This window comes from Rhodococcus sp. OK611 (assembly GCF_003050885.1).
In the GTDB taxonomy this organism is placed as follows: Bacteria; Actinomycetota; Actinomycetes; order Mycobacteriales; family Mycobacteriaceae; genus Rhodococcus_G; species Rhodococcus_G oryzae.
In genome coordinates this window covers 142,326-165,803 of the sequence record NZ_QAOZ01000004.1, presented here as the reverse complement: position 1 = coordinate 165,803, position 23,478 = coordinate 142,326, and the positions used below count along the sequence as shown (strand labels likewise).

General features: G+C 69.2%; 24 protein-coding genes. 16 read left to right on the top strand and 8 right to left on the bottom strand.

All coding sequences use genetic code 11. The annotated features are described in order from the left end of the window. The first annotated feature begins 3 nt into the window (after positions 1-3). The gene (locus C8K38_RS06480) at positions 4-1,509 is read left to right on the top strand and encodes a phospho-sugar mutase (RefSeq protein WP_373560229.1); all 1,506 of its coding nucleotides are present in this window, start codon (positions 4-6) and stop codon (positions 1,507-1,509) included. A 3-nt stretch (positions 1,510-1,512) separates the two neighbouring features. Here the strand turns inward: C8K38_RS06480 and upp are convergent, their stop codons facing one another. Next, a complete protein-coding gene (gene upp, locus C8K38_RS06475; RefSeq protein ID WP_097210483.1) occupies positions 1,513-2,142 on the bottom strand; it encodes a uracil phosphoribosyltransferase in 630 nt (209 codons plus the stop codon). A gap of 98 nt (positions 2,143-2,240) precedes the next feature. Here upp and C8K38_RS06470 point away from each other — a divergent pair, with 98 nt between their 5' ends. Genes C8K38_RS06470 through C8K38_RS06450 form a run of 5 tightly spaced genes read left to right on the top strand, consistent with a single transcriptional unit; the run spans position 2,241 to position 5,744 of the window. Then, positions 2,241-2,564 (top strand): type VII secretion target, encoded by a 324-nt coding sequence (locus C8K38_RS06470; protein WP_097210482.1) that lies wholly within the window; start codon positions 2,241-2,243, stop codon positions 2,562-2,564. Between the two features lie 2 nt (positions 2,565-2,566). Then, a complete protein-coding gene (locus C8K38_RS06465) occupies positions 2,567-3,784 on the top strand; it encodes a C40 family peptidase (RefSeq protein ID WP_097210481.1) in 1,218 nt (405 codons plus the stop codon). After that, complete coding sequence (locus C8K38_RS06460; protein WP_097210480.1) at positions 3,781-4,137, top strand: hypothetical protein; 357 nt, start codon at positions 3,781-3,783, stop codon at positions 4,135-4,137. Before C8K38_RS06465 ends, C8K38_RS06460 begins: the two co-directional genes overlap by 4 nt. Before the next feature lie 19 nt (positions 4,138-4,156). Continuing rightward, positions 4,157-4,462 carry a YbaB/EbfC family nucleoid-associated protein gene (locus tag C8K38_RS06455; RefSeq protein WP_097210479.1) on the top strand — a complete coding sequence of 102 codons (306 nt, stop codon included), beginning with the start codon at positions 4,157-4,159 and terminating at the stop codon, positions 4,460-4,462. Positions 4,463-4,472: 10 nt separating this feature from the next. Beyond that, on the top strand, positions 4,473-5,744 hold the full coding sequence (locus C8K38_RS06450) for a primosomal protein (protein WP_097210478.1): 1,272 nt from the start codon (positions 4,473-4,475) through the stop codon (positions 5,742-5,744). 4 nt (positions 5,745-5,748) lie between these two features. On the opposite strand, the gene C8K38_RS06445 is transcribed toward C8K38_RS06450, so the two are convergent. From C8K38_RS06445 to C8K38_RS06435, 3 genes are read right to left on the bottom strand one after another with little or no spacing between them, the layout of a single operon-like run. Next, positions 5,749-6,840, bottom strand: a complete 1,092-nt coding sequence (locus tag C8K38_RS06445) for an adenosine deaminase (protein ID WP_097210477.1) — start codon at positions 6,838-6,840, stop codon at positions 5,749-5,751. Further along, positions 6,837-8,138 (bottom strand): thymidine phosphorylase, encoded by a 1,302-nt coding sequence (locus C8K38_RS06440; RefSeq protein WP_097210476.1) that lies wholly within the window; start codon positions 8,136-8,138, stop codon positions 6,837-6,839. Before C8K38_RS06440 ends, C8K38_RS06445 begins: the two co-directional genes overlap by 4 nt. Further along, positions 8,135-8,554 carry a cytidine deaminase gene (locus C8K38_RS06435; RefSeq protein WP_097210659.1) on the bottom strand — a complete coding sequence of 140 codons (420 nt, stop codon included), beginning with the start codon at positions 8,552-8,554 and terminating at the stop codon, positions 8,135-8,137. Before C8K38_RS06435 ends, C8K38_RS06440 begins: the two co-directional genes overlap by 4 nt. Positions 8,555-8,822: 268 nt before the next feature. On the opposite strand from C8K38_RS06435, the gene sdhC reads away from it, so the two are divergent. The 4 genes from sdhC to C8K38_RS06415 are packed head-to-tail and all read left to right on the top strand — an operon-like array spanning position 8,823 to position 12,212. Further along, a complete protein-coding gene (sdhC, locus tag C8K38_RS06430) occupies positions 8,823-9,227 on the top strand; it encodes a succinate dehydrogenase, cytochrome b556 subunit (RefSeq protein WP_072753666.1) in 405 nt (134 codons plus the stop codon). A 1-nt stretch (position 9,228) separates the two neighbouring features. Further along, positions 9,229-9,669 (top strand): succinate dehydrogenase hydrophobic membrane anchor subunit, encoded by a 441-nt coding sequence (locus tag C8K38_RS06425; protein WP_077040953.1) that lies wholly within the window; start codon positions 9,229-9,231, stop codon positions 9,667-9,669. A 15-nt stretch (positions 9,670-9,684) separates the two neighbouring features. After that, entirely contained in the window at positions 9,685-11,436 is a 1,752-nt protein-coding gene (sdhA, locus tag C8K38_RS06420; protein ID WP_077040952.1) for a succinate dehydrogenase flavoprotein subunit, read from the top strand. Continuing rightward, the gene (locus C8K38_RS06415; RefSeq protein WP_077040951.1) at positions 11,436-12,212 is read left to right on the top strand and encodes a succinate dehydrogenase iron-sulfur subunit; all 777 of its coding nucleotides are present in this window, start codon (positions 11,436-11,438) and stop codon (positions 12,210-12,212) included. Before sdhA ends, C8K38_RS06415 begins: the two co-directional genes overlap by 1 nt. Positions 12,213-12,264: 52 nt before the next feature. Here C8K38_RS06415 and C8K38_RS06410 read toward each other — a convergent pair whose 3' ends face one another. Next, positions 12,265-13,380 carry a CapA family protein gene (locus C8K38_RS06410; protein WP_097210475.1) on the bottom strand — a complete coding sequence of 372 codons (1,116 nt, stop codon included), beginning with the start codon at positions 13,378-13,380 and terminating at the stop codon, positions 12,265-12,267. Between the two features lie 52 nt (positions 13,381-13,432). Beyond that, the gene (locus C8K38_RS06405) at positions 13,433-14,170 is read right to left on the bottom strand and encodes a GntR family transcriptional regulator (protein ID WP_097210474.1); all 738 of its coding nucleotides are present in this window, start codon (positions 14,168-14,170) and stop codon (positions 13,433-13,435) included. A gap of 179 nt (positions 14,171-14,349) precedes the next feature. Here C8K38_RS06405 and iolC point away from each other — a divergent pair, with 179 nt between their 5' ends. The 5 genes from iolC to C8K38_RS06380 are packed head-to-tail and all read left to right on the top strand — an operon-like array spanning position 14,350 to position 20,129. Beyond that, on the top strand, positions 14,350-15,327 hold the full coding sequence (gene iolC, locus C8K38_RS06400) for a 5-dehydro-2-deoxygluconokinase (RefSeq protein WP_257017085.1): 978 nt from the start codon (positions 14,350-14,352) through the stop codon (positions 15,325-15,327). Next, positions 15,320-16,213, top strand: a complete 894-nt coding sequence (gene iolB / locus C8K38_RS06395) for a 5-deoxy-glucuronate isomerase (RefSeq protein WP_097210658.1) — start codon at positions 15,320-15,322, stop codon at positions 16,211-16,213. The genes iolC and iolB overlap by 8 nt, the downstream gene beginning before the upstream one ends. Before the next feature lie 2 nt (positions 16,214-16,215). Continuing rightward, positions 16,216-18,132 (top strand): 3D-(3,5/4)-trihydroxycyclohexane-1,2-dione acylhydrolase (decyclizing), encoded by a 1,917-nt coding sequence (iolD, locus tag C8K38_RS06390; RefSeq protein WP_373560228.1) that lies wholly within the window; start codon positions 16,216-16,218, stop codon positions 18,130-18,132. A gap of 34 nt (positions 18,133-18,166) precedes the next feature. Next, a complete protein-coding gene (locus C8K38_RS06385) occupies positions 18,167-19,072 on the top strand; it encodes a sugar phosphate isomerase/epimerase family protein (protein WP_097210657.1) in 906 nt (301 codons plus the stop codon). Positions 19,073-19,088: 16 nt separating this feature from the next. Next, positions 19,089-20,129 (top strand): Gfo/Idh/MocA family protein, encoded by a 1,041-nt coding sequence (locus tag C8K38_RS06380; protein WP_097210471.1) that lies wholly within the window; start codon positions 19,089-19,091, stop codon positions 20,127-20,129. A 14-nt stretch (positions 20,130-20,143) separates the two neighbouring features. Here C8K38_RS06380 and C8K38_RS06375 read toward each other — a convergent pair whose 3' ends face one another. Both C8K38_RS06375 and C8K38_RS06370 read right to left on the bottom strand, forming a co-directional pair. Beyond that, the gene (locus tag C8K38_RS06375) at positions 20,144-20,890 is read right to left on the bottom strand and encodes a class I SAM-dependent methyltransferase (RefSeq protein ID WP_209928792.1); all 747 of its coding nucleotides are present in this window, start codon (positions 20,888-20,890) and stop codon (positions 20,144-20,146) included. A gap of 118 nt (positions 20,891-21,008) precedes the next feature. Beyond that, a complete protein-coding gene (locus C8K38_RS06370) occupies positions 21,009-21,596 on the bottom strand; it encodes a TetR/AcrR family transcriptional regulator (protein ID WP_097210469.1) in 588 nt (195 codons plus the stop codon). A 96-nt stretch (positions 21,597-21,692) separates the two neighbouring features. Here C8K38_RS06370 and C8K38_RS06365 point away from each other — a divergent pair, with 96 nt between their 5' ends. Continuing rightward, on the top strand, positions 21,693-23,366 hold the full coding sequence (locus C8K38_RS06365; RefSeq protein ID WP_097210468.1) for an outer membrane protein assembly factor BamB family protein: 1,674 nt from the start codon (positions 21,693-21,695) through the stop codon (positions 23,364-23,366). Positions 23,367-23,478: the final 112 nt, after the last annotated feature.

Below are 23,478 nucleotides of genomic sequence, written 5' to 3'. Positions count from 1 at the left end.
ACAGTGACGGACGAGAGCGGGACGCCGCTGACCTTCGGCACCGCCGGACTGCGCGGACCGCTGGGGCCAGGGCCGGGCGCGATGAACGTCGACACCGTCGTCCGGACCACCGCCGGGCTGGCGTCCTGGTTGCAGGCCCGCTGCCTCGGCGGGTCCACCGTGGTGGTCGGCCGGGACGCGCGGCACGGTTCGCGGGAGTTCGCCGCCGCGACCGCGGAGGTGCTCGCGGCCGCCGGATTCGACGTGGTGGTGCTGCCCCGACCGCTGCCGACGCCGGTGCTGGCGTTCGCCGTCCGCAGGCTCCGCGCCGCCGCGGGGGTCCAGATCACCGCCTCGCACAATCCCGCAACGGACAACGGATACAAGGTGTACACGGACGGCGGGGCACAGCTCATCGCGCCCGCCGACCGCGAGATCGAGCAGGCCATCGCGGCGGTCGGTCCCGCCCTCGCGGTTCGCAGGGCCCCCGCCACTCCCACCGACGACGCGCTGCTCACCGAGTACCTCGCGCGGGTGGCGGCGCTCCCACACGGGAGCAACCGGGACCTGCGCATCGCGCTGACCCCGCTGCACGGAGTCGGCGGGGACACCGCGATCGCCGCCCTGACCGCGGCCGGATTCACCGATCTGCACACCGTGACAAGCCAATTCGAACCCGACCCCGACTTTCCCACCGTGCGGTTCCCCAATCCCGAGGAGGACGGGGCCACCGACGCCCTGCTCGAGCTCGCCGAGAGCGTCGGCGCAGACCTCGCGATCGCGCTCGACCCGGACGCGGATCGGTGCGCGGTCGGCGTCCCAGGACCCGACGGGTGGCGGATGCTGCGCGGCGACGAGACCGGCGTCCTGCTGGGCGACCACGTGCTGGCCACCGCGGGGCCTGATCCCCTCCTGGCGACCACGATCGTGTCCTCGCAACTGCTCGCGAAGGTCGCGGCGGCACGAGGGGCTCGGTTCGCCGAGACGCTCACCGGCTTCAAGTGGCTGGTCCGGGCGGGCTCGGGCCTGGTCTACGCCTACGAGGAGGCGCTCGGGCACTGCGTCGACCCGGAGGCGGTCCGCGACAAGGACGGGATCTCCGCTGCCGTGCTGATGGCCGATCTGGCGGCGGGGCTCAAGGCGCGGGGCCGATCCCTGCCCGACGTCCTCGACGACTACGCGGTCGAGTTCGGGGTGCACGCGGGCGACCAGGTGTCGCGGCGGGTCGGGCACCAGGGTGAGCTCGCGGACCTGATGGCCCGCCTGCGTGCCGACCTGCCGCGGTCGCTGGCCGGCGACGTGGTCACCGCCGAGGACCTGCTGGCCCGGCGCGGCGCGCTGCGCACCGACGCGGTCGTGCTGCGCGGTGAACGCACCCGAATGGTGGTGCGGCCGTCCGGAACCGAGCCCAAGCTCAAGTGCTACCTCGAGGTCGTCGTGGACGTCGACGACCGCGCCGGCCTGGACCGAGCGCGGGCCGAGGCCGCGCGCCGACTGAGCGAGCTGCGCGACTACGCGCGCGAACTGTGACGCTCAGATCCAGCGCGGGCCGAACTGCCGGTCGCCCGCATCGCCGAGACCGGGGACGATGTACGCGTCGTCGTTGAGTCCCTCGTCGATGCTCGCGGTGACCAACCGGACCGGGAATCCCGAGTCCTTCAGGGCCGTGACGCCTTCCGGGGCGGCGACAACGCACACCGCGGTGATGTCGACCGCTCCCCTGGTGACGAGGAGTTCGATGGTGCGCACCATCGAGCCGCCGGTGGCGAGCATCGGGTCGAGCACGTACACGGGGATCCCGGACAGGTCGTCGGGCAGCGATTCGAGGTACGGCACGGGCTGATGGGTCTGCTCGTCGCGGGCCATGCCGACGAAGCCGACCTGCGACTGCGGGATCAACGAACTCGCCTGCTCGACCATGCCGAGCCCGGCACGCAGCACCGGCACCAGCAATGGCGGCGTGGCCAGCCGGACCCCGCGGGCGGGTGCGACCGGGGTCTGCACCTCGAACACCTCGATCTCGGCGTCGCGGATGGCCTCGTAGATGAGCATCTGGGTCAGCTCGCGCAGCGCGGAGCGGAAGGTCGGGTTGTCGGTGCCCGCGTCGCGCATCGTGGTCAGCAGCGAGGCGGCGAGCGGGTGATCAACCACATGGGTGTCCATGGCGAAAAGAATATGCGGGGAATTCGCGTCGATGGAACCGGAACGACGTCGGCGGCGTCCAACCATGTAACGCACAGTTCTGACCCCGGGGGAACGACATGAGTGAATTTTCGGCCGTGACCGAGGGCATCCGCGCCTACGGCGCGACGGCCTCGTCGATGGCGGCGCAGGTCGAGACCGCCGCGATGGGGACGGCGGCGGCTGGCCCCGTTCTGCTCGGACCCGCCTTCGGGCTGATCGGCGGCGATTTCGTCGCCGCCTTCGCGACGGCGCACGGCGGCCACGCGGCCGCGCTGACGAACCTCGCGCGGACACTCGGCAGCATGAGCGAGGCCGCGCACGCGTCGGCCGCGGCGTACGACTCCGCGGACCTGGGCGCGGCCACCGGCCTCGGCGCCACGGGCAACGGACTGGAGGCCTGAGCATGATCGGGATCGACCTCCTCGCCCGCCCCATCATCGAACTCGTGGAGACGTTCGGCACCGGCGTGATGCCGTCCGGCGGACCGGCCGATGCCATGAAGATCGCCTCGATCGCGCTGGACTCCGCGTACGCGGTCGGCAAACTCGGCATCGCCGAACTCGGCGGCGTGTGGACCGGTATCGCGTCCGATGCCGCCGTGGCGAAGGCGGACCAGGCCCAGGCCCAGCAGGTTCAGCTCTCCGACCGGGGCAACGAGATCGCCGGGGTCCTCACGGTCGCCTCCCGCGACGTGAACACCGGGATGGTCGAACTCGAGGACATCCTGCAATCGTTCATCTCGGTCGCCGTCGCGGCGGGCCCCACGCTCACCACCCCGCCCGGCCAGATCATGATCATCGCCGCCGCGATCGATCACCTCTCCCGTGGGCTGACGGTCGTTGCCCGCGTCCGTGCCGAGCTGACCGCGCACACCGCGAAGATGACGGCGCTGACCGCACCCGAGCACTCAACGGATCCCGCGGACCCCGGTGCCGCGCAGGCCCCGATCCGCCCCACGGCATCCGCGGGCGCCGGCACCACTCCCGCGTCCTCCCTGCAGCAGCGCGGCGACGCCTTCAGCGGCTTCGGCAACAGCTTCGGCAACGCCGCCTCGTCCGCCCCGAGCAACGCCTACTCCGGCTTCAGCGGCGCGATGGGTCAGCCCGGACGCGGGCTCGGCGGCGGCAACCCGCTCGGGCGGGGCGCGGGCACCGCTCCCCCCGAGATCGGCAAGGCCCCCACCCGCCAGCGAACCGGCAGCAGCTCGGACCCGCTGGGCAGCAGCGAGGGCGTCGAGATCTTCCTGCCCGACGGCAGCACCGCGATGGCACCGAACCGGGAGGCCGCGGACGCGGTCCGCAACGCGCTCAGCCAGCAGGGCGTGCCCTACGAGTGGGGTGGCACCACTCCCGGCCAGGGCCTGGACTGCTCCGGGCTCACCCAGTGGGCGTACGGCGAAGCAGGCGTGGAGATCCCCCGGCTCGCCCAGGAACAGAACGTGGGCGTCCCGGTGAGCCAATCCGACCTGCAGCCCGGCGACCTCGCCGTCTGGGACGGCCACGTCGCGATGGTGATCGGAAACGGTCAGATGGTCGAGGCCGGGGATCCAGTGCAGGTGAGTTCGGTCCGCACCGAGAACATCGGCATGGGCTTCCATGGCTTCTACAGGCCGACCGAATGAACGCCGACGAGGTCGCGGTCGCGACGGCCGAGGAGGTCGCTGTCGCGACGGTGGGAAACCGCGCGGGAACCGTCACCGTGCGCGCCACCGATCAGGGCATGCCCCTGGCGATCCACATCGACCAGCGCGAACTCCGTTATGGCGGAACGCAACTTGCCGCCTCGATCCTCGAGGTCTGCACGCGCGCCACGGCGGAGGCGAAGGTCCGCAGACGCGCCGACCTGACCGAGCAGGGCGTGCCCGCCGAGGTGCTCGACGCGCTCGGCCTGCCGACCAGGAACGAGTTGGCCGCCGCCGCGTACCAGGAGGACGAGGAAGAAGCCGCCCCCACGAGTTGGATGCGGCAGCTGTGAACGAACGAAGGACAACGCCGTGAACAGCGGACACCAGATGGACCTCGTGGTCGAGCGTGCCACCGGCCTGGCCAACAGCCTCGAGGACGCGCTGCACGACCTCACCCGCGCGCGGGCCCGGGTGACCCACGAATCGGGTCTGGTCAGCGTCGAGGTCGACCAGAACGGCGGGATGAGCGGCCTGTGGATCTCCGAGTCGATCGCCCATGTCGACTCCCGCGAGCTCGCGGCGATGATCACCGCCACCGCGGCAAGGGCAGCCCAGATGGTGGCCGACCGCCGGGAACGGATACTGGCGTCGCTGCAGGCCGCGTTCACCGACTAGGCTGCCAGCCATGGCAGGAGACATCGTCCCGATCCAGCTCGGTCTCACCGATGGTGACCTCGTCACGCTGTGGGCTCCCCAGTGGCGCGAGGGGGACGACGAGTGGGAGGCGTTCCTCGGTCACGACGAGGACCTCTACGCCTTCGAATCGGTCGGCGAACTGGCCGCGTTCACCCGCACCAACTCGGACAACGACCTGGTCGAGCACCCGTCCTGGTCGACGTTGTCGGCCTTGGGGGCCTCCGAGCTGGAACCCGACGAGACGCACGTCTACGACCTGGTCGGCGTGCCCGAGCTCGCCGCGGGGGATCCGGACGCCCTGACCATCGCCGAGCTCGAGGAGACCCTCGAGATGGTGCGCACCATCGGCGAGGTGTGCGAGCTCGACGCCGTCACCAAGTTCTTCGGCGGCCATCCCGTCCTCGGGGCACTGCCCGGCGGGGTGAACGCGTTCGCGGGCCGCGACGGCGAGGAGCTGTGGGTCCAGATCGGCACCGCGGTCGCGAGCGGTTGGGACGACGTGCTCGACGCGATCGATGCGATCGTCGCGACCCCAGAGGTCGACAAGGCCGCCGTCGCGGTCGCCGAGGCCGAAATCCTTGCCGCCGAGGAGAACATCGTCGACGCAGAGGACGCCGCGGAGGAATCCGACGAGGACGAGGACGACCTCGAGTTCATGACGGTCGACCTCGACGACGACACCGCCGACCCGATCGCCCTTGCCGCGGAGGACGAGTCGTTCTGGGCGTCCGTCGGCATCGACCCGATCAAGATCATCACCTCGGGCGCGGAGTACTACACGCTGCGGTGCTACCTCGACGACGATCCGATCTTCCTCGGCAGGTCGGGCCGCATCCTGGTCTTCACCTCGGAGCGCGCGCTGGCCCGCTACCTGGCCGACAACCACGACCACGACCTCGCACAGGTGAGCACCTACTCGGACGTGCAGACCGCGGCGGTCGACGGCGCGCTCGAGATCGAGGTCACCGACGAAAACGTCTACGTGTTGCCGGGCCTCGCGGACGATCTCGCGCAGGGACCCCAGTCGGTCGACGCGGACCAGCTCGACCTCGCGGTCGAACTGTTCACCGACGCAGCCGATTACGCGGACGACGACTCCACCGAGCAGGGCCTCGCCGCGTCCACGCCGCTCGGCTGGTACGTCTCGTACACGCTCAACCCCGACCCCACCCGAATGGCACCGAACCCGCCGTTCGACGCCGAGTCGGAGGCCTGGCGGGTGCTCGAGCGCGAGTTCGAGGCGCGCCTGCGGGTCGAGTGATCGACTAGCCGATCAGCACCGCGTAGCCGGGTTTGACCACCTCGTCGATCAGGCGCAGGCGCTCGGGGAACGGGATGAACGCGGACTTCATCGCGTTGATCGTGAACCGCTCCAGGTCGCTCCAGCCGTAGCCGAACGTCGTGACCAGCTTCAGCATCTCCTCACTCATGCTGGTCGCGCTCATCAGCCGGTTGTCGGTGTTCACCGTGACGCGGAAGCGCTCCCTCGCCAGCAGGTCGAAGGGGTGCTTCTCCAGGCTCTCCACCGCACCGGTCTGCACGTTCGAACTCGGGCACAGCTCCAACGGGATGCGCTTGTCCCGCACGTAGTTCGCGAGCCGGCCGAGGCTCGCGGTGCCGTCCGAGGCCACGGTGATGTCGTCCGTGATCCGCACCCCGTGGCCCAGCCGATCCGCGCCGCAGAACGCGATGGCCTCGTGGATGGACGGTAGCCCGAACGCCTCGCCCGCGTGGATGGTGAAGTGCGCGTTGCTCGTCCGCATGTACTCGAATGCGTCAAGGTGCCTGCTCGGCGGATGCCCGGCCTCGGCGCCCGCGATGTCGAATCCGACCACCCCGCGATCCCGGAACCGCACGGCCAGTTCGGCGATCTCCCGCGACCTGGCGGCGTGCCGCATGGCGGTGAGCAGACAGCCGATCCGGAGCTCGCGTCCGAGTTCGCGTGCCGCGGCCACACCCTCCTCGAACCCGAGCAGCGTGTGGTGCACCACCTCGTCCAGGCTCAGCCCCGCCTCCAGGTGCTGCTCCGGGGCGAACCTCACCTCGGCGTAGACCACCGAGTCCGCGGCCAGGTCCTCGGCACACTCCCTTGCGACCCGGGCGAGCCCCTCCTGCGTCTGCATCACCGCGACCGTGTGCTCGAAGGTCTCCAGATAGCGCACCAGGGAGCCGCTGCCCGCGGCCTCGGCGAACCACTCCGCCAGCGAGTCGGCGTCGTCGGCGGGCAGGGCGTTGTAGCCGACCTGCTGAGCCAGCTCGAGCACGGTCGCCGGCCGCAGTCCGCCGTCGAGGTGATCGTGCAGGAGTGCCTTGGGCGCGGTCCTGATGTGGGCGAGATCGAGCGGTGTCGGGCTCATGCTCCGACGCTAGACCCGCTCAGGCCGATCCGCTCGAAGACCAGCGGCGTCGACGGCGGCGTGTCGCCGACGCTCCACGCGTCCGCAAGGGCGGCCAGCGCCGGGTCGAACAGCCGCGGCGTGTCGCTGTACAGCGTGAACAGCGGCTGACCAGCGGCGACGGTCTCACCGGGTTTGGCGTGCCAGCGCACCCCCGCACCTGCCTGGACGGCCTGACCCTGACGCTCGCGGCCCGCGCCGAGCCGCCAGGCCGCGACACCGACGGCCATCGCGTCGAGCCGGCTCAGCACGCCGGACTCGGTCGCCCGCACGACCTCGTGATGGCGGGCGGTCGGCAGGGCGGCGCGTGGGTCCCCGCCCTGTGCGCGGACCATCGACCGCCAGCGATCCATCGCCCGCCCGTCGCGCAGCGCCCGCTCCGGGTCGATCCCGTCGATGCCTGCCGCCGCGAGCATCTCGCGAGCGAGTGTCAGCGTCAGTTCCACGACATCGGCGGGCCCGCCGCCCGCGAGCACCTCCAGTGACTCCGCCACCTCGAGGGCGTTGCCCGCGGTGTTGCCGAGCGGGCTGTCCATCGCGGTGAGGAGGGCGACCGTGCGGACCCCGGCATCAGCGCCGAGATCGACCATGGTGGACGCCAATTCCCGCGCGTCGTCGAGGTTCTTCATGAAGGCACCGGAGCCGACCTTCACATCGAGCACCAGCGCCCCGGTCCCCTCCGCGATCTTCTTGCTCATGATCGAGCTGGCGATCAGCGGGATGGACTCGACGGTGCCGGTCACATCGCGGAGCGCGTAGAGCTTGCGGTCGGCGGGCGCCAGGCCCGAGCCCGCGGCGCACACCACCGCGCCGACGTCGGGGTCCGACAGGATCGAGTGGATCTCCTCGGCACCGAGGTCGGCTCGCCAGCCCGGAATCGACTCAAGCTTGTCGAGGGTGCCCCCGGTGTGGCCGAGGCCGCGCCCGGACAGTTGCGGGACGGCCGCCCCGCAGGCCGCCACCAGCGGGGCCAGCGGCAGGGTGATCTTGTCGCCGACACCGCCGGTCGAGTGCTTGTCCACGGTCGGCCTGCGCAGGCGCGAGAAGTCCATCCGGCCGCCCGAGGCGACCATCGCATCCGTCCATGCGGCGGTTTCCGCCCTGGTGAGTCCACGGAAGACGATCGCCATGGCCAGCGCCGACATCTGCTCGTCCGCGACCTCGCCCCTGGTGTACGCGTCGATCACCCAGTGGATCTGCGCCGCGCTGAGCTCACCGCCGTCCCGCTTGGCTGTGATGACGGAGACGGGATCGGTCATGACCTCGCCCCTCCGTCCTGCCGCACCCGGTCCAGGTCCTGCGGCCCGAACGCCGCAGGTAAGAGCTCTGCGAGCGGCACGGCTCCGCCGGGAGCATCGACCAGGAGGTCGCCGCCACCGTGCTCGAGCAGTAGTTGCCTGCAGCGTCCGCACGGCATCAGCGTCTGCCCGCTGCCGTCCCGGCAACTGAAGGCGACGAGGGTCCCGCCGCCCGTAGAGTGCAAGTTACTGACCAGTCCACATTCGGCGCACAGGCCGAGTCCGTATGAGACATTTTCCACATTGCATCCGACGACGATTCGTCCATCGTCGACCAGCGCCGCCGCGCCCACCGGGAACCCCGAGTAGGGCGCGTAGGCGGATCTCATGGCGCGATCAGCATTGTCGCGCAACGTTTTCCAATCGATTTGGGCCACGGTGAGCCATCCTGGCACGCCCACTGAATGGATGCAGAAGATCCCCGAGATGGCCCCTCGGGCCATTGGACAGGCAAACCTAAGAAGGTCGCCACCTCGTCGTACGAACCGCCTCTCGAATTAGTTCCCCGATTGGACGGGGATTACAGTTCAGTCAGTCGGTTCAGGTACACGTCGCGCCAAGGCTGAAAACTCCAGGGTCGTCCCAGATGAAACAGCCAAACGGGGTGCGGCACGTCCACCAAAGACGTTGGAGGCACAGCACTCGATGAGTAGCACGACTGAAGCCGCTCCGGCGAAGGAGCGCACACGGTCGCTATACCGGGGCGACCCCGGCATGTGGTCCTGGGTTCTACACCGGATCACCGGAGTCGCGACATTCTTCTTTCTCTTCGTTCACGTTCTCGACACCGCACTGGTGCGAGTCAACCCGGACACCTACGACCGGGTCATCGAGACCTACAAGAACCCGCTCGTCGGGCTCATGGAGCTCGCCCTGGTCGCGATGGTTCTCTACCACGCACTCAACGGCGTCCGCGTGATGCTCGTCGATTTCTGGTCGAAGGGTCCGCAGTACCAGCGCCCGATGCTCTGGATCATCATCGCGATCTGGTTCGTCGTGATGATTCCCGGCGCCGGTCGCATCTTCTACAACATGTTTGCGGGGCACTGACATGACTGAAGCCAAGACTCTCGGCACGTCCTACGACCGTCCCGCCAGCCTGGAGAACCCGCGTTCGCCGCGCCGCGTCGCGAAGAACAACTTCGAGCTCTACGCCTGGCTGTTCATGCGCCTGTCCGGACTCGCGCTGATCGTGCTGGTCCTGGGGCACCTGTTCATCATGCTGATGGTTGACAACGGCGTGCACCGCATCAACTTCGCGTTCGTCGCGGGTCGCTGGTCCAGCCCGTTCTGGCAGTTCTGGGACCTCACCATGCTCTGGCTCGCCCAGCTGCACGGCGGCAACGGCCTGCGCACCGTGATCGCGGACTACTCGCGCAAGGATTCGACGCGCTTCTGGCTCAACACGGTTCTCGTGGTGTCGATGATCCTGATCATGGGCCTGGGCACCTACGTCATCTTCACCTTCGACCCCAATATCGTCGCGAGCTAGGGGAGCAGAAACTTCATGCAGGAACATCGTTATGACGTGGTCATCGTCGGTGCCGGCGGCGCCGGCATGCGCGCAGCCATCGAGGCCGGCCCTCGGGTGCGCACCGCGGTCCTGACCAAGCTCTACCCCACCCGCAGCCACACCGGCGCGGCCCAGGGCGGCATGTGCGCCGCGCTGGCGAACGTGGAGGAAGACAACTGGGAGTGGCACACCTTCGACACCGTCAAGGGCGGCGACTACCTCGCCGACCAGGACGCGGTCGAGATCATGGCCAAGGAAGCCATCGACGCGGTCCTCGACCTCGAGAAGATGGGTCTGCCGTTCAACCGGACCCCCGAGGGCAAGATCGACCAGCGCCGCTTCGGTGGGCACACCCGTGACCACGGCAAGGCGCCCGTGCGCCGTGCGTGTTACGCCGCGGACCGCACCGGTCACATGATCCTGCAGACGCTCTACCAGAACTGCGTCAAGCACGACGTCGAGTTCTTCAACGAGTTCTACGCGCTCGACATCGCGCTGACGGAGACCGAGGAGGGCCCCGTCGCGACGGGCGTCATCGCCTACGAGCTCTCCACCGGCGAGATCCACGTCTTCCATGCCAAGTCCATCGTGTTCGCCACCGGCGGCTCGGGACGCATGTACAAGACCACCTCCAACGCCCACACCCTCACCGGTGACGGCATGGGCATCATCTTCCGCAAGGGCCTGCCCCTGGAGGACATGGAGTTCCACCAGTTCCATCCGACAGGCCTCGCGGGCCTCGGCATCCTGATCTCGGAGGCCGTCCGAGGCGAGGGCGGCATCCTCCGCAACGCGGACGGTGAGCGCTTCATGGAGCGCTACGCCCCCACCATCAAGGACCTCGCGCCCCGCGACATCGTGGCCCGTTCCATGGTGCTCGAGGTGCTCGAGGGCCGCGGCGCAGGCCCGAACAAGGACTACGTCTACATCGACGTGACCCACCTCGGCGAGGAGGTGCTCGAGGAGAAGCTCCCCGACATCACCGAGTTCGCCCGCACCTACCTGGGCGTCGACCCGGTCACCGAGCTGGTGCCCGTGTACCCGACCTGCCACTACGTGATGGGCGGCATCCCCACCAAGATCCGCGGTGAGGTGCTGCGCAACAACGACGACATCGTTCCCGGCCTGTACGCCGCGGGCGAGTGCGCCTGCGTCTCCGTGCACGGCGCGAACCGTCTCGGCACCAACTCGCTGCTCGACATCAACGTGTTCGGCCGTCGCGCCGGCATAGCGGCCGCCGAGCACGCCGAGAACACCGACTTCGTGCCGCTGCCGGAGAACCCGGCGAAGATGGTCGAGGAGTGGCTCGCGGTCATCCTCTCCGACCACGGCAGCGAGCGGGTCGCGGACATCCGCACCGAGCTGCAGCAGACCATGGACAACAACGCGTCCGTGTTCCGCACCGAGACCACGCTGAGCAACGCACTCAAGGACGTCCGCGCCCTCAAGGAGCGGTACAACCACATCACCGTGCAGGACAAGGGCAAGCGCTACAACAGCGACCTGCTCGAGGCCGTCGAGCTCGGCTTCCTGCTGGAGATGGCGGAGGTGACCGTCGTCGGCGCGCTCAACCGCAAGGAGTCCCGCGGCGGCCACGCGCGCGAGGACTACCCGGACCGCAACGACGCCGAGTACATGCAGCACACCATGGCCTACAAGGAAGGCGACGGTCTGCTCTCCGACATCCGTCTCGACTACAAGCCGGTAGTCATGACCCGCTACGAGCCGATGGAGCGTAAGTACTGATGTCCGCACCCGTTGTAGACAAGGACGCCCCCGCGCTGCCGCCCGTTCCCGAGGGCGCCGTGATGGTGACCCTCAAGATCGCCCGTTTCAACCCCGAGGACGGCGAGGGCCAGCACTGGGACAGCTTCCAGGTCCCGACCCTGCCGACCGACCGCCTGCTGAACCTGCTGCTCTACGTGAAGGGCTACCTGGACGGCACGCTGACGTTCCGTCGCTCCTGCGCGCACGGCGTCTGCGGTTCCGATGCCATGCGCATCAACGGCGTGAACCGGCTCGCCTGCAAGGTCCTGATGCGCGACATGCTGCCGAAGGACCCCAGCAAGACCCTCACCATCACGGTCGAGCCCATCAAGGGCCTGCCGGTGGAGAAGGACCTGCTCGTGGACATGGAGCCCTTCTTCGACGCGTTCCGCGCCGTGAAGCCGTTCCTCATGACCACCGGCAACGAGCCGACCCGCGAGCGCATCCAGTCGCAGGCCGACCGCGCGCGCTTCGATGACACCACCAAGTGCATCCTCTGCGCGTGCTGCACCACCTCGTGCCCGGTGTACTGGAGCGACGGCAGCTACTTCGGCCCCGCCGCGATCGTCAACGCGCACCGGTTCATCTTCGACAGCCGCGACGAGGGTGCCTCGGAGCGTCTGGACATCCTGAACGACAAGGATGGCGTGTGGCGCTGCCGCACCACCTTCAACTGCACCGACGCGTGCCCCCGTGGCATCCAGGTGACGAAGGCGATCCAGGAAGTCAAGCGCGCTCTGCTGTTCGCGCGCTAAGCGATTCAGACACCGAAGGCGCGGTTCCCGGCAACGGGAACCGCGCCTTTTGTCATTCCCTCCCCCGGTCCGGACGGGCGAGGAGGGCGCCGCCGCCTGCCGCGTCCACCCGGGTTCCGAGGTCGCGACCGAGTCCGTCGAGGACCCCGCGTAGCCATTCGGTGTCGGCCGCGCAGGCACGGCGCAGCCGCATCCGCCGAGATTGCATCGGCACGATCCGGAACTCGCGAAGCTCGTGCGTCCCGGCATCGAGAGTGACCAGATACAGCGGCCTGAGGTCGTCGCGGAACCGTTCGTATCCACCGATCCCCTCGTAGTCGTTGATCAGGTCACCGCAGCCGTACAGGATCGGCCTGCCTCGGTAGATCTCGACGGGGCGCGGGTGGTGCGACGAATGACCGTGGACGATGTCGACGCCGCCGTCGACCAGCCGGTGTGCGAATCGCACCTGCGCCCCTGGCACACCGAAACCCCAGTTCGACCCCCAATGCACCGAGGCCACCACCAGGTCGCCTTCGCGGCGCGCCCGCAGCACCCGGTTGATCACGGCGTCGGCGCCGCTGTTCGACAAGTCCGCGAGCAGCGCCAGACCCGGGCGGCCGCCCCTCGCCGCGTCCAGGGGCGAGACACCGGCGGACTCGGCGCCCATCGACCAGATCAGCGCGCGGCCCGCCGCGGTGTGAACCGCAACCGGAGCCCACGCCTGCCGGGCCGTCCGGCCCGCGCCCGCGTGCCGGACACCCGCGCGGCGAAGCGTGCGCAGTGTCTCCTCGAGACCGCGGACGCCGAAGTCCAGGATGTGGTTGTTCGCCAGGACGCAGACATCGATGTCGGCGGCGGTGAGCACCCCGACATTCGATGGGTGCATCCGATAGTTGATCCCCTTGGGCGCGTAGTCCTCGGAGGTGGTGACGGCGGTCTCCAGGTTGATCACCCGAAGGTCGGGCCCTGACTCCTCGAGGACCTTCAGCGCCGCACCCCATGGCCAGTCGTAGTCGACCGGTGCGGCGATCGCGCCGCTCACCCGCTCGGCCAACGAGACATACTCGCGCGCGTCGCGAACGCAGCGCTCCCGCAGCGCAGGCGAGCCCGGACACGGCAGGATCTGGTCCACGCCCCTGCCGGTCATCACGTCCCCGGCGAGGAACAGCGTGATCGTCTCGGCCATTCGTCCATCACCCAGATCCACGGTAGTCACCTCGGACCACCGCGGTCGGCGGCTACCGGTCGACCACGGTCATGTCGAAGTGATACATGGTCGCGCGGTAGACGTGGCTGCCGAATTCCACCACCCGGCCCTCGTCGTCGAACGCGGTGCGGTTCATCGTCAGCAACGGCGCCCTGATCTTCTCGTCGAGCAGCGCGGCCTCGGCCCGGTCGGCGGCCTTGGCCCCGATCCGTTGCCGCGCGAGGCGGATGTGCACCCCGCGGGTGCGCAGCGACTGGTACAGCCCGTGCGTCTCCAGTTCCTCGGGGCCGGGCGCGAGGGCCGCGGGCAGGTGGTTGGTCATCAGCGCGAGCGGCTCGCCGTTGCTCAGCCGCAGCCGGCGGATGGTCGCGACCTCTTCCTGGCCGAGCAGGTTCAGCTCCCGCGCGACGTCCTCGGTCGGCGCGCCGACCCGATACTCGAGCAGCGTGGTGGTCGGGTTCTGGCCGGCCTTGGCGAGGTCGTCGAAGAGGCTGGTCAGCTCGATCGGCCGGTGTACCGGGCCCTGCACCACCTGGGTTCCGACGCCGCGCTTGCGCACCAGCAGCCCCTTGTCGACCAGTTCCGCGATGGCGCGCCTGGCGGTGGGCCGGGACAGGTTCAGCCGCTTGGCGAGATCCAGCTCGTTCTCGAACCGGTCCCCCGGCCCCAGGTCACCGACAAGGATGGCGCCCTCGATCGCCTGCGCCAGCTGGAAGTACAGCGGCACCGGACTCGACCGGTCGAGTTCAACGGCAAGCGGTGCAGCCACTCTCGGCTCCGATCATCGACGGCGACCGCGCCCGTGCGGCCACCGAAAGGCAGGCTGAGGCGAAGATTAACACCAGTCGACCGAAAGTTAGAATGTCAGGACAAATGGTTGACATTCCCCCGCGGAGTGGCGCAGAGTTTGCATCAGAGATCAGTCTCCATCAACGTCGGGAGTCCCTCTTGGCAAACACGGGAAATCGACTGTTCGACGTGCTCGCCATCGGGCGATGCGGCGTCGATCTCTACCCGATGCAGACCGGTGTCGGCCTCGAGGACGCTCAGCTCTTCGGCAAGTTCCTGGGCGGCAGCGCGGCAAACGTGGCCGTCGCGGCGGCCCGCCTCGGCCTCCGCAGCGCGCTGATCTCCGGCGTCGGCAGTGATCCGTTCGGCGCGTTCGTGCGCGCGGAACTCGCCCGCCTCGGTGTCGACAACCGGTACGTCCGCACGGATCAGGAGTACCCGACACCGATCACGTTCTGCGAGGTCTTCCCGCCCGACCGGTTCCCGCTGTACTTCTACCGCCGCCCCGCCGCGCCGGATCTGCAGCTGCGCGCGGACGAGATCGACACCGCGGCCGTCCGGTCCGTGGCGCTGTACTGGTCGACGCTGACCGGCCTGTCCGAACAGCCAAGCCGCGACGCTCATTTCGCCGCGTGGCTGGCGCGGGGCCGCTCTCGGCACACGGTGCTCGACCTCGACTACCGGCCGATGTTCTGGGACTCCCCCGCGGCGGCCACCGCCGTGGCGCGGCGGGCGCTACAACAGGTCAGCGTGGCGGTGGGAAATCTCGAGGAGTGCGAGATCGCGGTCGGCGAGTGCGATCCACGCCGGGCGGCCGACGCGCTGCTCGACCTCGGCGTCGAGCTCGCGGTCGTCAAACGCGGGCCTGCAGGCGTGCTCGCCAGGACGCGGGACGAGACGGTGACCGTGCCGCCCGTCACGGTCGAGGTGGTCAACGGGCTCGGCGCGGGTGACGGCTTCGGCGGCAGCCTCTGTCACGGCCTGCTCGCCGGCTGGCCGCTGGAGAAGACGCTGCGCCATGCCAACGCGGCGGGTGCCATCGTCGCCTCGCGCCTGGAATGCTCCACCGCGATGCCGACCTCGGACGAGGTCGCGGCCCTCGCCGAACAGTCCGCCGTGGGTGCCGTCGATGCCTGACCCGAACCACCTCCCCGCGGGCACCGCCGCCGACGGCCCGTTCGCGCTGGCCATCACCCCGGAGTCGGCGGGCTGGAGCGCGTCGAGCCTGTGGATCCTCGAGCTACCGCCGGGCGGGCGGGTCGACCTCGACTCCGGCGACGACGAGATCATCGTGCTGCCGCTGTCCGGGTCCGCCGCGGTGGGCTGCGAGAGTCGCGAGATCACCCTCGCCGGTCGGCGATCGGTGTTCGACGGACCGAGCGATTTCGGCTACGTGGGGCGGGGACGTCCGTACGCGGTGGGCAGCGTCGACGGCGGGCGCTTCGCCCTGTGCGGCGCGCGGGCGGCAACCGACCTCCCGTTCCGCCACGTCGCGGCGGCCGCGGTCCCGGTCGAGCTGCGCGGCGCCGGGCACTGCAGTCGTCAGGTGCACAACTTCGCGATGACCGACACCTTCGACGCCGATTCGATCCTCGCCTGCGAGGTGATCACCCCGGCGGGCAACTGGTCCTCGTACCCCAGCCACAAGCACGACGAGGACACCGCACACGAGTCCGCACTCGAGGAGATCTACTACTTCGAGTTCGGCGAGACCGGAGGGCGGGCGGTGGATCGGGGCCGTCGCGGGTTCGGGTTCCACCGGGTGTACGGCACGCCGGACCGACCGATCGACGTGCTGGCCGAGGTGCGTACCGGGGACGCCGTGCTGGTGCCGCACGGCTACCACGGACCGTCCGTGGCCGCGCCCGGCTACGACATGTACTACCTGAACGTGATGTCCGGGGCCGGCACCGGGCGGTCCTGGCGGATCGTCGACGATCCCGCCCATGCCTGGGTCAGGCAGACCTGGCTCGGCCAGGACGTCGACCCCCGGCTGCCCATCCCCCGGACCACAGGAGCGTGAGCGTGGCTGAGCGACAGGACGTAGCGAACACCGAAGCGACGGTGCGGCTCTCGGTCGGCCAGGCCGCCGTGCGGTTCCTGGCGAACCAGTTCACCGAGCGCGACGGCGACCGCGTCCGGCTGTTCGCTGGCTTTCTCGGGATCTTCGGCCACGGCAACGTCGCAGGACTCGGGCAGGCGCTGCTGGAGGCCGAGCTCGAGGATCCGGGCCTGATGCCGTACGTGCTCGGGCGCAATGAACAGGCGATGGTGCACACCGCCGCCGCGTACGCCCGGGCGCGCGGCCGGCTACAGACATGGGCGGTGACGACGAGCGTCGGACCGGGCGCGACGAACATGGTCACCGGCGCCGCGCTCGCCACCATCAACCGCCTGCCGGTGCTGCTGCTGCCCGCCGACACCTTCGCCACCCGGGTCGGCGGGCCGGTCCTGCAGGAGCTGGAGCTGCCGTCCAGCGGCGACGTCACGGTGAACGACGCCTTCCGGCCGGTGTCGCGGTACTTCGACCGGGTGTGGCGGCCCGAGCAGCTGCCCGCGGCACTGCTCGGCGCGATGCGGGTGCTCACCGATCCGGTCGAGACCGGCGCGGTGACGGTGGCGATCCCGCAGGACGTGCAGACCCAGGCGCACGACTGGCCCGAATCGCTTTTCGCGGAGCGGGTCTGGCACATCGGACGTACCCTGCCGCAGCGCGCCGCGCTGGCGCGCGCGGTCGAGGCCATCCGTGCCGGACACAGACCGCTCATCGTCGCCGGCGGCGGCGTCCTCTACTCGGACGCGTCCGAGTCGCTGGCCCGGTTCGCCGGGCTCACCGGGATCCCGGTGGCGGTGACCCAGTCCGGCAAGGGCGCTCTGGCGTCGGAGCACCCACAGTCCGTCGGTGCGATCGGCGCCACCGGGACCACCGCCGCGAACGAGCTCGCCGCCGCGGCGGACGTGGTGATCGGGATCGGCACCCGGTACACCGACTTCACCACCGCCTCCCGATCCGCGTTCGCCCATCCGGACGTGCGGTTCGTCAACATCAACGTCGCCTCCGCGGACACCGCCAAGCTGTCCGGCGTGAGCGTGGTCGCGGACGCCAGGGAGGCGCTCGATGCCCTCACCGCGGAACTGCACGATCACCGGGTGCCGCAGGAATACCGGATGCGGGCAACCGAATTGGTGACGATCTGGGATGCCGCCGTCGACGCGACCTATCGGTCCACGGGCGCGGGTCTCACCCAGACCGAGGTGATCGAGCTGGTGAACACGCTCTCGGACTCGACGGATGTGGTCGTGTGCGCGGCGGGCTCGCTACCCGGTGACCTGCACAAGCTGTGGCGGGTGCGCGACCGCGCGGGCTATCAGGTGGAGTACGGCTACTCCTGCATGGGATACGAGGTGGCAGGCGGTCTCGGCGTCGCGATGGCATGCCCCGGGCGCGATGTGTTCGTGATGGTCGGCGACGGTTCGTATCTGATGATGGCCACCGAACTGGTGACGGCGGTCCAGGAAGGGATCAAGGTGATCGTCGTGCTGGTCGACAACCACGGGTTCGCCTCGATCGGAGCGCTGTCGGAATCGGTTGGCTCGCAGCGCTTCGGCACCCGATACCGGTACCGGTCGCCGGACGGCCGACTCGACGGCGGCCCGCTGCCGGTCGACCTCGCGGCGAACGCCGCCAGTCTCGGCGTCGACGTCATCTCGGCCCGCACCGCGAGCGAGTTCACCGACGCCGTCAAGACCGCCAAGGCGAGCGCGCGCAGCACGGTGTTGTATGTCGAGACCGACCCGCTGGCCTCCGCGCCCGACAGCCGGTCCTGGTGGGATGTACCGGTTTCCGAGGTCTCGACCCTGCCGTCCGCCCGGCAGGCCCGCGCGGGGTACGAATCCCGCAAGCGGGCCCAGCGGCACCACCTGCGTCCGTCCGAGAGCTGAGAGAGTCGCACCGAGCGGCTGGAGAGGAGCCATGATGAGCGTGATCCGGGTCGGATCGGCGCCCGTCTCCTGGGGTGTGTGGTTCGGTGCGGACCCGCGACAGGTGCCGTACGGGCGGTTCCTGGACGAGGTGTCCGCGGCCGGCTACCGGTGGATCGAGCTGGGCCCCTTCGGGTACCTGCCCACCGACCCGCAGCGGCTCCGTGACGAACTCGGCGCCCGCGACCTCCTGCTGTCCGCCGGGACCGTCTTCGAGCGCCTGCACCAGCCGGGTTCATGGGATGCGGTGTGGGATGCGGTCCGCCGAGTGGCCGCGCTGACGGCCGGGGCCGGCGGGCGTCAGGTGGTGGTGATACCCGAGATGTGGCGCGATCCCGCGACCGGGACCGTGCGCGAGGACAGCCACCTCACCCCGGAGCAGTGGCGCGCCAAGATGTCAGGGGTCGACCGGCTCGGCCGGGCGATGTTCGAGGAGTTCGGGGTGTCGCTGCGTTACCACCCCCATGCCGACAGTCACGTCGGCAGACAGGACGAGGTGGTCCGGTTTCTCGAGGACACCGACCCGAGGTTCGTGACCCTGTGCCTGGACACCGGCCACATCAGCTACTGCGGCGGCGACAACCTCGCGATCATCGGAGACCATCCCGACCGCATCGGCTACCTGCATCTCAAGCAGGTCGATCCGGCCATCGTCGCCAAGGCCGCCGAGCAGGATCTGACGTTCGGCGAGGCCGTCATGCTCGGGGTGATGGTCGAACCGCCGCGCGGCGTCCCCGAACTGCCCCCGCTGCTCGCCGCGGTGGAGAAGCTGGACGTGGACCTGTTCGCGATCGTCGAGCAGGACCTGTATCCGTGTGCGGGCGACGTGCCGCTACCCATTGCCGCGCGCACCCAGAAGTACCTGTCGGGATGCGGTGTCCCGGCTCTCCGGTTCGACTGATCAGGAGGAGCACACCATGTCTGGTACCGAGGACCTGCGGGTGGCCGTGCTGGGAGTCGGCGTCATGGGGGCCGATCACGTGGACCGGATCAACCGGCGGATCAGCGGCGCGCGGGTCACGGTGATCAGCGACACCTCCGCCGAACGGGCCGCGGAGGTCGGTGCGAGCGCACCGGATGCGCAACTGGTGGCCGATCCGTTCGAGGCCATCGCCGTCGAGGACGTGGACGCGGTCCTGCTCACCACGCCGAGTGCCGTGCATGCAGAGCAGGCACTCGCCTGCGTGAACGCGGGCAAGCCGGTGCTCTGCGAGAAGCCGATGGCCACCGACGCGGAGGGCGCACTCGCGATCGTCAGGCGGGAAGCGGAACTCGGTCGGCGGCTCGTGCAGGTCGGGTTCATGCGCCGGTTCGATCACGAGCACCAGCGGCTCAAGTCCCTGATCGATGCGGGCGAGCTCGGCCAGCCCCTCGTGATGCACTGCGTCCATCGGAACCCGGCGGTGCCGCCGCAGTGCGACAGCGCGGCGGTGATCTGGAACTCGGTGGTGCACGAGATCGACGCGACGCGGTACCTGCTGGGCGAGGAGATCATGGCGATCACGGTGCTGCGGCCGACGCCGAGCTCCCATGCGGCGGAAGGACTTCAGGATCCACAGCTGGTGATCCTGGAGACCGAGACCGGCCGGATGGTGGACATCGAGGCCTTCGTCACCAGCGGCGTCGGCTACGAGGTGCGAACCGAGGTCGTCGGCGACCGGGGCAGCGCCATGATCGGCCTCGACGTCGGGCTGGTGCGGCGGACCGACTCCGGACGGTGGGGCGGTCAGATCACGCCCGGCTTCCGGGAGCGGTTCGGGCAGGCCTACGACAGCGAAGTCCAGCGCTGGGTGGACGCCGTCCGGGCAGGCGGCGGATCCGGCGACTGTGTCGACGGCCCCGGCGCCTGGGATGGCTATGCCTCCACCGCGGTGTGCACGGCCGGGATCCGATCGCTGGAGACCTGGGACCGGATCGAGGTGGACATGGTTCCCCGCTCGACCGTCGACGGCTTGTGAGGATCGTCGCCAGGTCAGCCGCGTGTCGCGCTGATCTGCAGCCGAACGTAATCGACGACCGGCTCGGGCAGCCGTTCGGCAACGGCGTGCACGAACGGCCTGCGTTCGTCGTCGGGTAGCTCACGCAGCTGGGCGCCGAGCAGAACGGTGGCGACGAATGCTTCCAGTTGTTCGCCGCGCTCCAGGGTCGCCGGGTCCTCGACCAGGCGGACGTCGATGTCGGTGAATCCCGCGTCCCGTAGGCGATCGGTCGTTTCGGCGGCACCGGCGAAGTTCCAGATCTCGCTGCCGTCGGCGCCGCTCACGGCTCGCAGGGCAGTACGGAATGTCGCGAGGTTGCCTGCGCCTCCCGCCTCGGCGACGAACCTCCCACCTGGCCGCAGCACCGCGGCCACAGTGCGAAACACCGCCGCGTGGTCCGGCAGCCAGTGCAGGGTGGCCACGCTCAGCGCCGCATCCGCCGGTCGCGGCAGGACCATCGGTTCGCGGACGTCCGCATGAAGGACGTCGATTCGATCCAGCTGCGATTCCAGCCGGGTGCGCAGCTCCCGCAGCATCTGCGCGGAGCCGTCCACGGCGATCACCCGGCCTTGCGGGAGCAATCCGAGAAGCCGTTCGGCATCCCGTCCCGTCCCGCAGCCGAGATCGAGAACGGTCTCGCCGCCGTCCAGCTCCAGCCGCGCGATCGCGGCGGCGCCCCACCGCTTGTGCGGCAGCGGTAGCGCGTCGTAGGTTCGGGCGTCCCACTCCAGCAGCTCCACAACAGCCCCTCCCTGTTGCCTACATTCCAACACAGTCGAGTCCATTATTTAAGAAATTGAATCCATATATTGGGATGCGATGTAGATCCATTGCACACTTGTCAGGCCCGCCGGCCTCTCAAGCCAGGATGCCGTGCAGCAGCAAGTCCGTCAGCGAGGTGGCGAGGCGTTCGAGGTCGTCGACCTCGCGGATCGACAGTGCAACGATTGCCGCACCCGCCAACGTGTCGAGCAGAGTTCCCGCGTCGATTCCCGGTCGCACCTGCCCAGCCCTTGCCCCGTCGGCGAGGGTCTGCGCGAGGCCTTCGCGGGCCCCCGCAAGCAGGCGCTCGGCCAGGACCTTCTTCAGGGCAGGATCCGACCGCATGTCGCACATCAAGCCCGGGACTGCCTCTCGGGTGACCGGGTCACCGAAAAGCGCCACCGCACCGAAAACCAGTCTCCTGACTTCATTTTCGACCTGATCGTCAGACACCCACTCAGCCGTCAACGGGGGAAACACAGCCTCGTGAACGATGTGAACCTTGGCCGGCCACCGGCGGTAGACGGCGGGTCGACCGACACCGGCGGCCGCCGCGATCGAGTTGATCGTGATATCGGAATAGCCGACTTCGACCAGCAATCGGCGAGTCGCGGAGAGTATCGCGGCGTCGACCGCCGGGTCTTGATGCGGCCCCAACTTGTGCGTAGTGCTTCCCCGCGCCACCCAACTTCCCCCTTGACGTCGATGTGACTGGCGTTACATGCTGTCACGGCTTCAGGCGATACACCATGTAACGCCTAATTGTACGGGAGGTGCTAGTTGCTGAAATCGACATGGATCACTCGCAGGTCCGCCACCGTCCTCGCCTGCGCCGCGCTTGCGGCTACGGGAGTTGGCGCACCGAACGCGGCCGCGGACACACCTGGCATCGATGCGTACTACGCGCAGACCGGCTGGGCGACCCTGCACGGCGACGCCGGCAACCGGAAATCGGTCCCGGTCTCGCCGAGTGATGAGTACAAGTCCGCATGGTCCGGGCTGGCGAACGCTTCGGTGCTCACAGCCCCCGTGGTCGGCCCGGATGGGACGACCTATGTCACCACCGGACTCGGACCGGGTCAATCCAATCTGTACGCGTACGCACCCGACGGAACGCTGAGATGGAAGTCTGCCGAGTGGCAGAACTCCGAGGACTTCGACAGCTGCGCCGTCCTTCAGAGCCCGCTGGTAGCCCGCAACGGCGAGCTCTATGTCAGCGACTGCAATCAGCTGTGGGCGTTCCGCCCGGATGGTCAGGTGAAGTGGAAGATTCCGCTGCCCGATGCGGTCCCGGGCGCCCCCTGGCAGGAACCCGCCCGGGCAACCCCGTTCCGACCACTGGTCACCGCCCAGTTCCTCGCTGACGGCTCCGTCATGGGTGTCACGACGTGGAACAAGGTGGTGGTGGTCGACCCGGCGACCGGAGCGTTGCGGGCACCCGTGACGCAGTTGCCTGCCACCGCGGCGCCGGCGGCGAGCCAACCCCAACCGCCCACTCTCCTCGGCGGCGGACTACTCGATCCCGAACTCAAAGCCCCGGCATGGGAACTGTTCTGGGGCGGCACCATGCCGCAGGCCAACACGCCGTCGGTGTCGAACAAGACCGGCCGGATCTTCACCGTCGCATCGGACATGACGAAGGGGTACGTCTACGGAATCGACTACGCCCCCGGCGCGGACGGTGCGCAGGGCACGATCACACTCGCCTTCAGCGCACCCGTCGGCAGCGGCAGCGGCTCGAGCCCGTCGATCTCGGCGGACGGAAGCGCTGCCTACGTCACCGACAACACCGGAATCCTCTACGCGGTCGGGGCCAACGACGGGGCGATCCGCTGCACCGCAGATGCCGGCAGTAACGGGGGCTCACCGACCGCAGGTCCTGACGGACACATCTACCTGCTCGGCGATCAGGGCGCGAGCCTGACCTCCTACGATGCTCAGTGCCAACGGCGTTGGAGTGGTGACTATTCGGCGCTCGCGAAAGATGTCCTCCCGGTCAGCCCGACGGTCGGGGAACCCACCTGGAGCGCGGGAGGCCCTCCGACCATCACCCGCGACGGACTGCTCGCACCGATCTCACTCGGCTACAAAGTCCCGCTGGGGCCCGGCCGCGCTCCATTCGTGGCAACAGATTTCCGGCTCGTGAAGATCGACCCAGCGAACGGCATGGTCGAGAAGGTTCTCGCAGCCGAAACCGGCGAGAGCGACGGATTCACGGTGCCGAACACGATGAACGACCTCGTCGTCGCCGGGTACGGCGCGATAGGCACCTCTGCACTCGAACCGGCCCGTGGCGCAATCGATCCGCGGTTGCCTGACGGGCACAAGATGCCCCCGCTCCGCGGTGGGATCGAGGCCTTCCTCCCCGCAGGCGCCCCAGGGGCCGGATCCTCGGGATCGAGTGGCTCCTCCAGTAGTTCAGGACAAGGCATCGGCAGCGTTTTCGGGAGCTGAGGACCGATACATACGGAAGGACTCGTCGGCGACCACAGAGGACCTCGCGGCCGGTCTGGCGCGGGGTCCTCTGCGCTGACGATGTCCTGCATCGACGACATCGTTCGTGGCT

What these genes read in the sequence shown, in the direction of transcription:
- upp (WP_097210483.1), bottom strand. Translation starts at nt 2,142, where the DNA reads ATGGACACCCATGTGGTTGATCACCCGCTCGCCGCCTCGCTGCTGACC.
- C8K38_RS06470 (WP_097210482.1), top strand. Translation starts at nt 2,241, where the DNA reads ATGAGTGAATTTTCGGCCGTGACCGAGGGCATCCGCGCCTACGGCGCG.
- C8K38_RS06465 (WP_097210481.1), top strand. Translation starts at nt 2,567, where the DNA reads ATGATCGGGATCGACCTCCTCGCCCGCCCCATCATCGAACTCGTGGAG.
- C8K38_RS06460 (WP_097210480.1), top strand. Translation starts at nt 3,781, where the DNA reads ATGAACGCCGACGAGGTCGCGGTCGCGACGGCCGAGGAGGTCGCTGTC.
- C8K38_RS06450 (WP_097210478.1), top strand. Translation starts at nt 4,473, where the DNA reads ATGGCAGGAGACATCGTCCCGATCCAGCTCGGTCTCACCGATGGTGAC.
- C8K38_RS06445 (WP_097210477.1), bottom strand. Translation starts at nt 6,840, where the DNA reads ATGAGCCCGACACCGCTCGATCTCGCCCACATCAGGACCGCGCCCAAG.
- C8K38_RS06440 (WP_097210476.1), bottom strand. Translation starts at nt 8,138, where the DNA reads ATGACCGATCCCGTCTCCGTCATCACAGCCAAGCGGGACGGCGGTGAG.
- sdhC (WP_072753666.1), top strand. Translation starts at nt 8,823, where the DNA reads ATGAGTAGCACGACTGAAGCCGCTCCGGCGAAGGAGCGCACACGGTCG.
- C8K38_RS06425 (WP_077040953.1), top strand. Translation starts at nt 9,229, where the DNA reads ATGACTGAAGCCAAGACTCTCGGCACGTCCTACGACCGTCCCGCCAGC.
- sdhA (WP_077040952.1), top strand. Translation starts at nt 9,685, where the DNA reads ATGCAGGAACATCGTTATGACGTGGTCATCGTCGGTGCCGGCGGCGCC.
- C8K38_RS06415 (WP_077040951.1), top strand. Translation starts at nt 11,436, where the DNA reads ATGTCCGCACCCGTTGTAGACAAGGACGCCCCCGCGCTGCCGCCCGTT.
- C8K38_RS06410 (WP_097210475.1), bottom strand. Translation starts at nt 13,380, where the DNA reads ATGGCCGAGACGATCACGCTGTTCCTCGCCGGGGACGTGATGACCGGC.
- iolB (WP_097210658.1), top strand. Translation starts at nt 15,320, where the DNA reads ATGCCTGACCCGAACCACCTCCCCGCGGGCACCGCCGCCGACGGCCCG.
- C8K38_RS06385 (WP_097210657.1), top strand. Translation starts at nt 18,167, where the DNA reads ATGAGCGTGATCCGGGTCGGATCGGCGCCCGTCTCCTGGGGTGTGTGG.
- C8K38_RS06380 (WP_097210471.1), top strand. Translation starts at nt 19,089, where the DNA reads ATGTCTGGTACCGAGGACCTGCGGGTGGCCGTGCTGGGAGTCGGCGTC.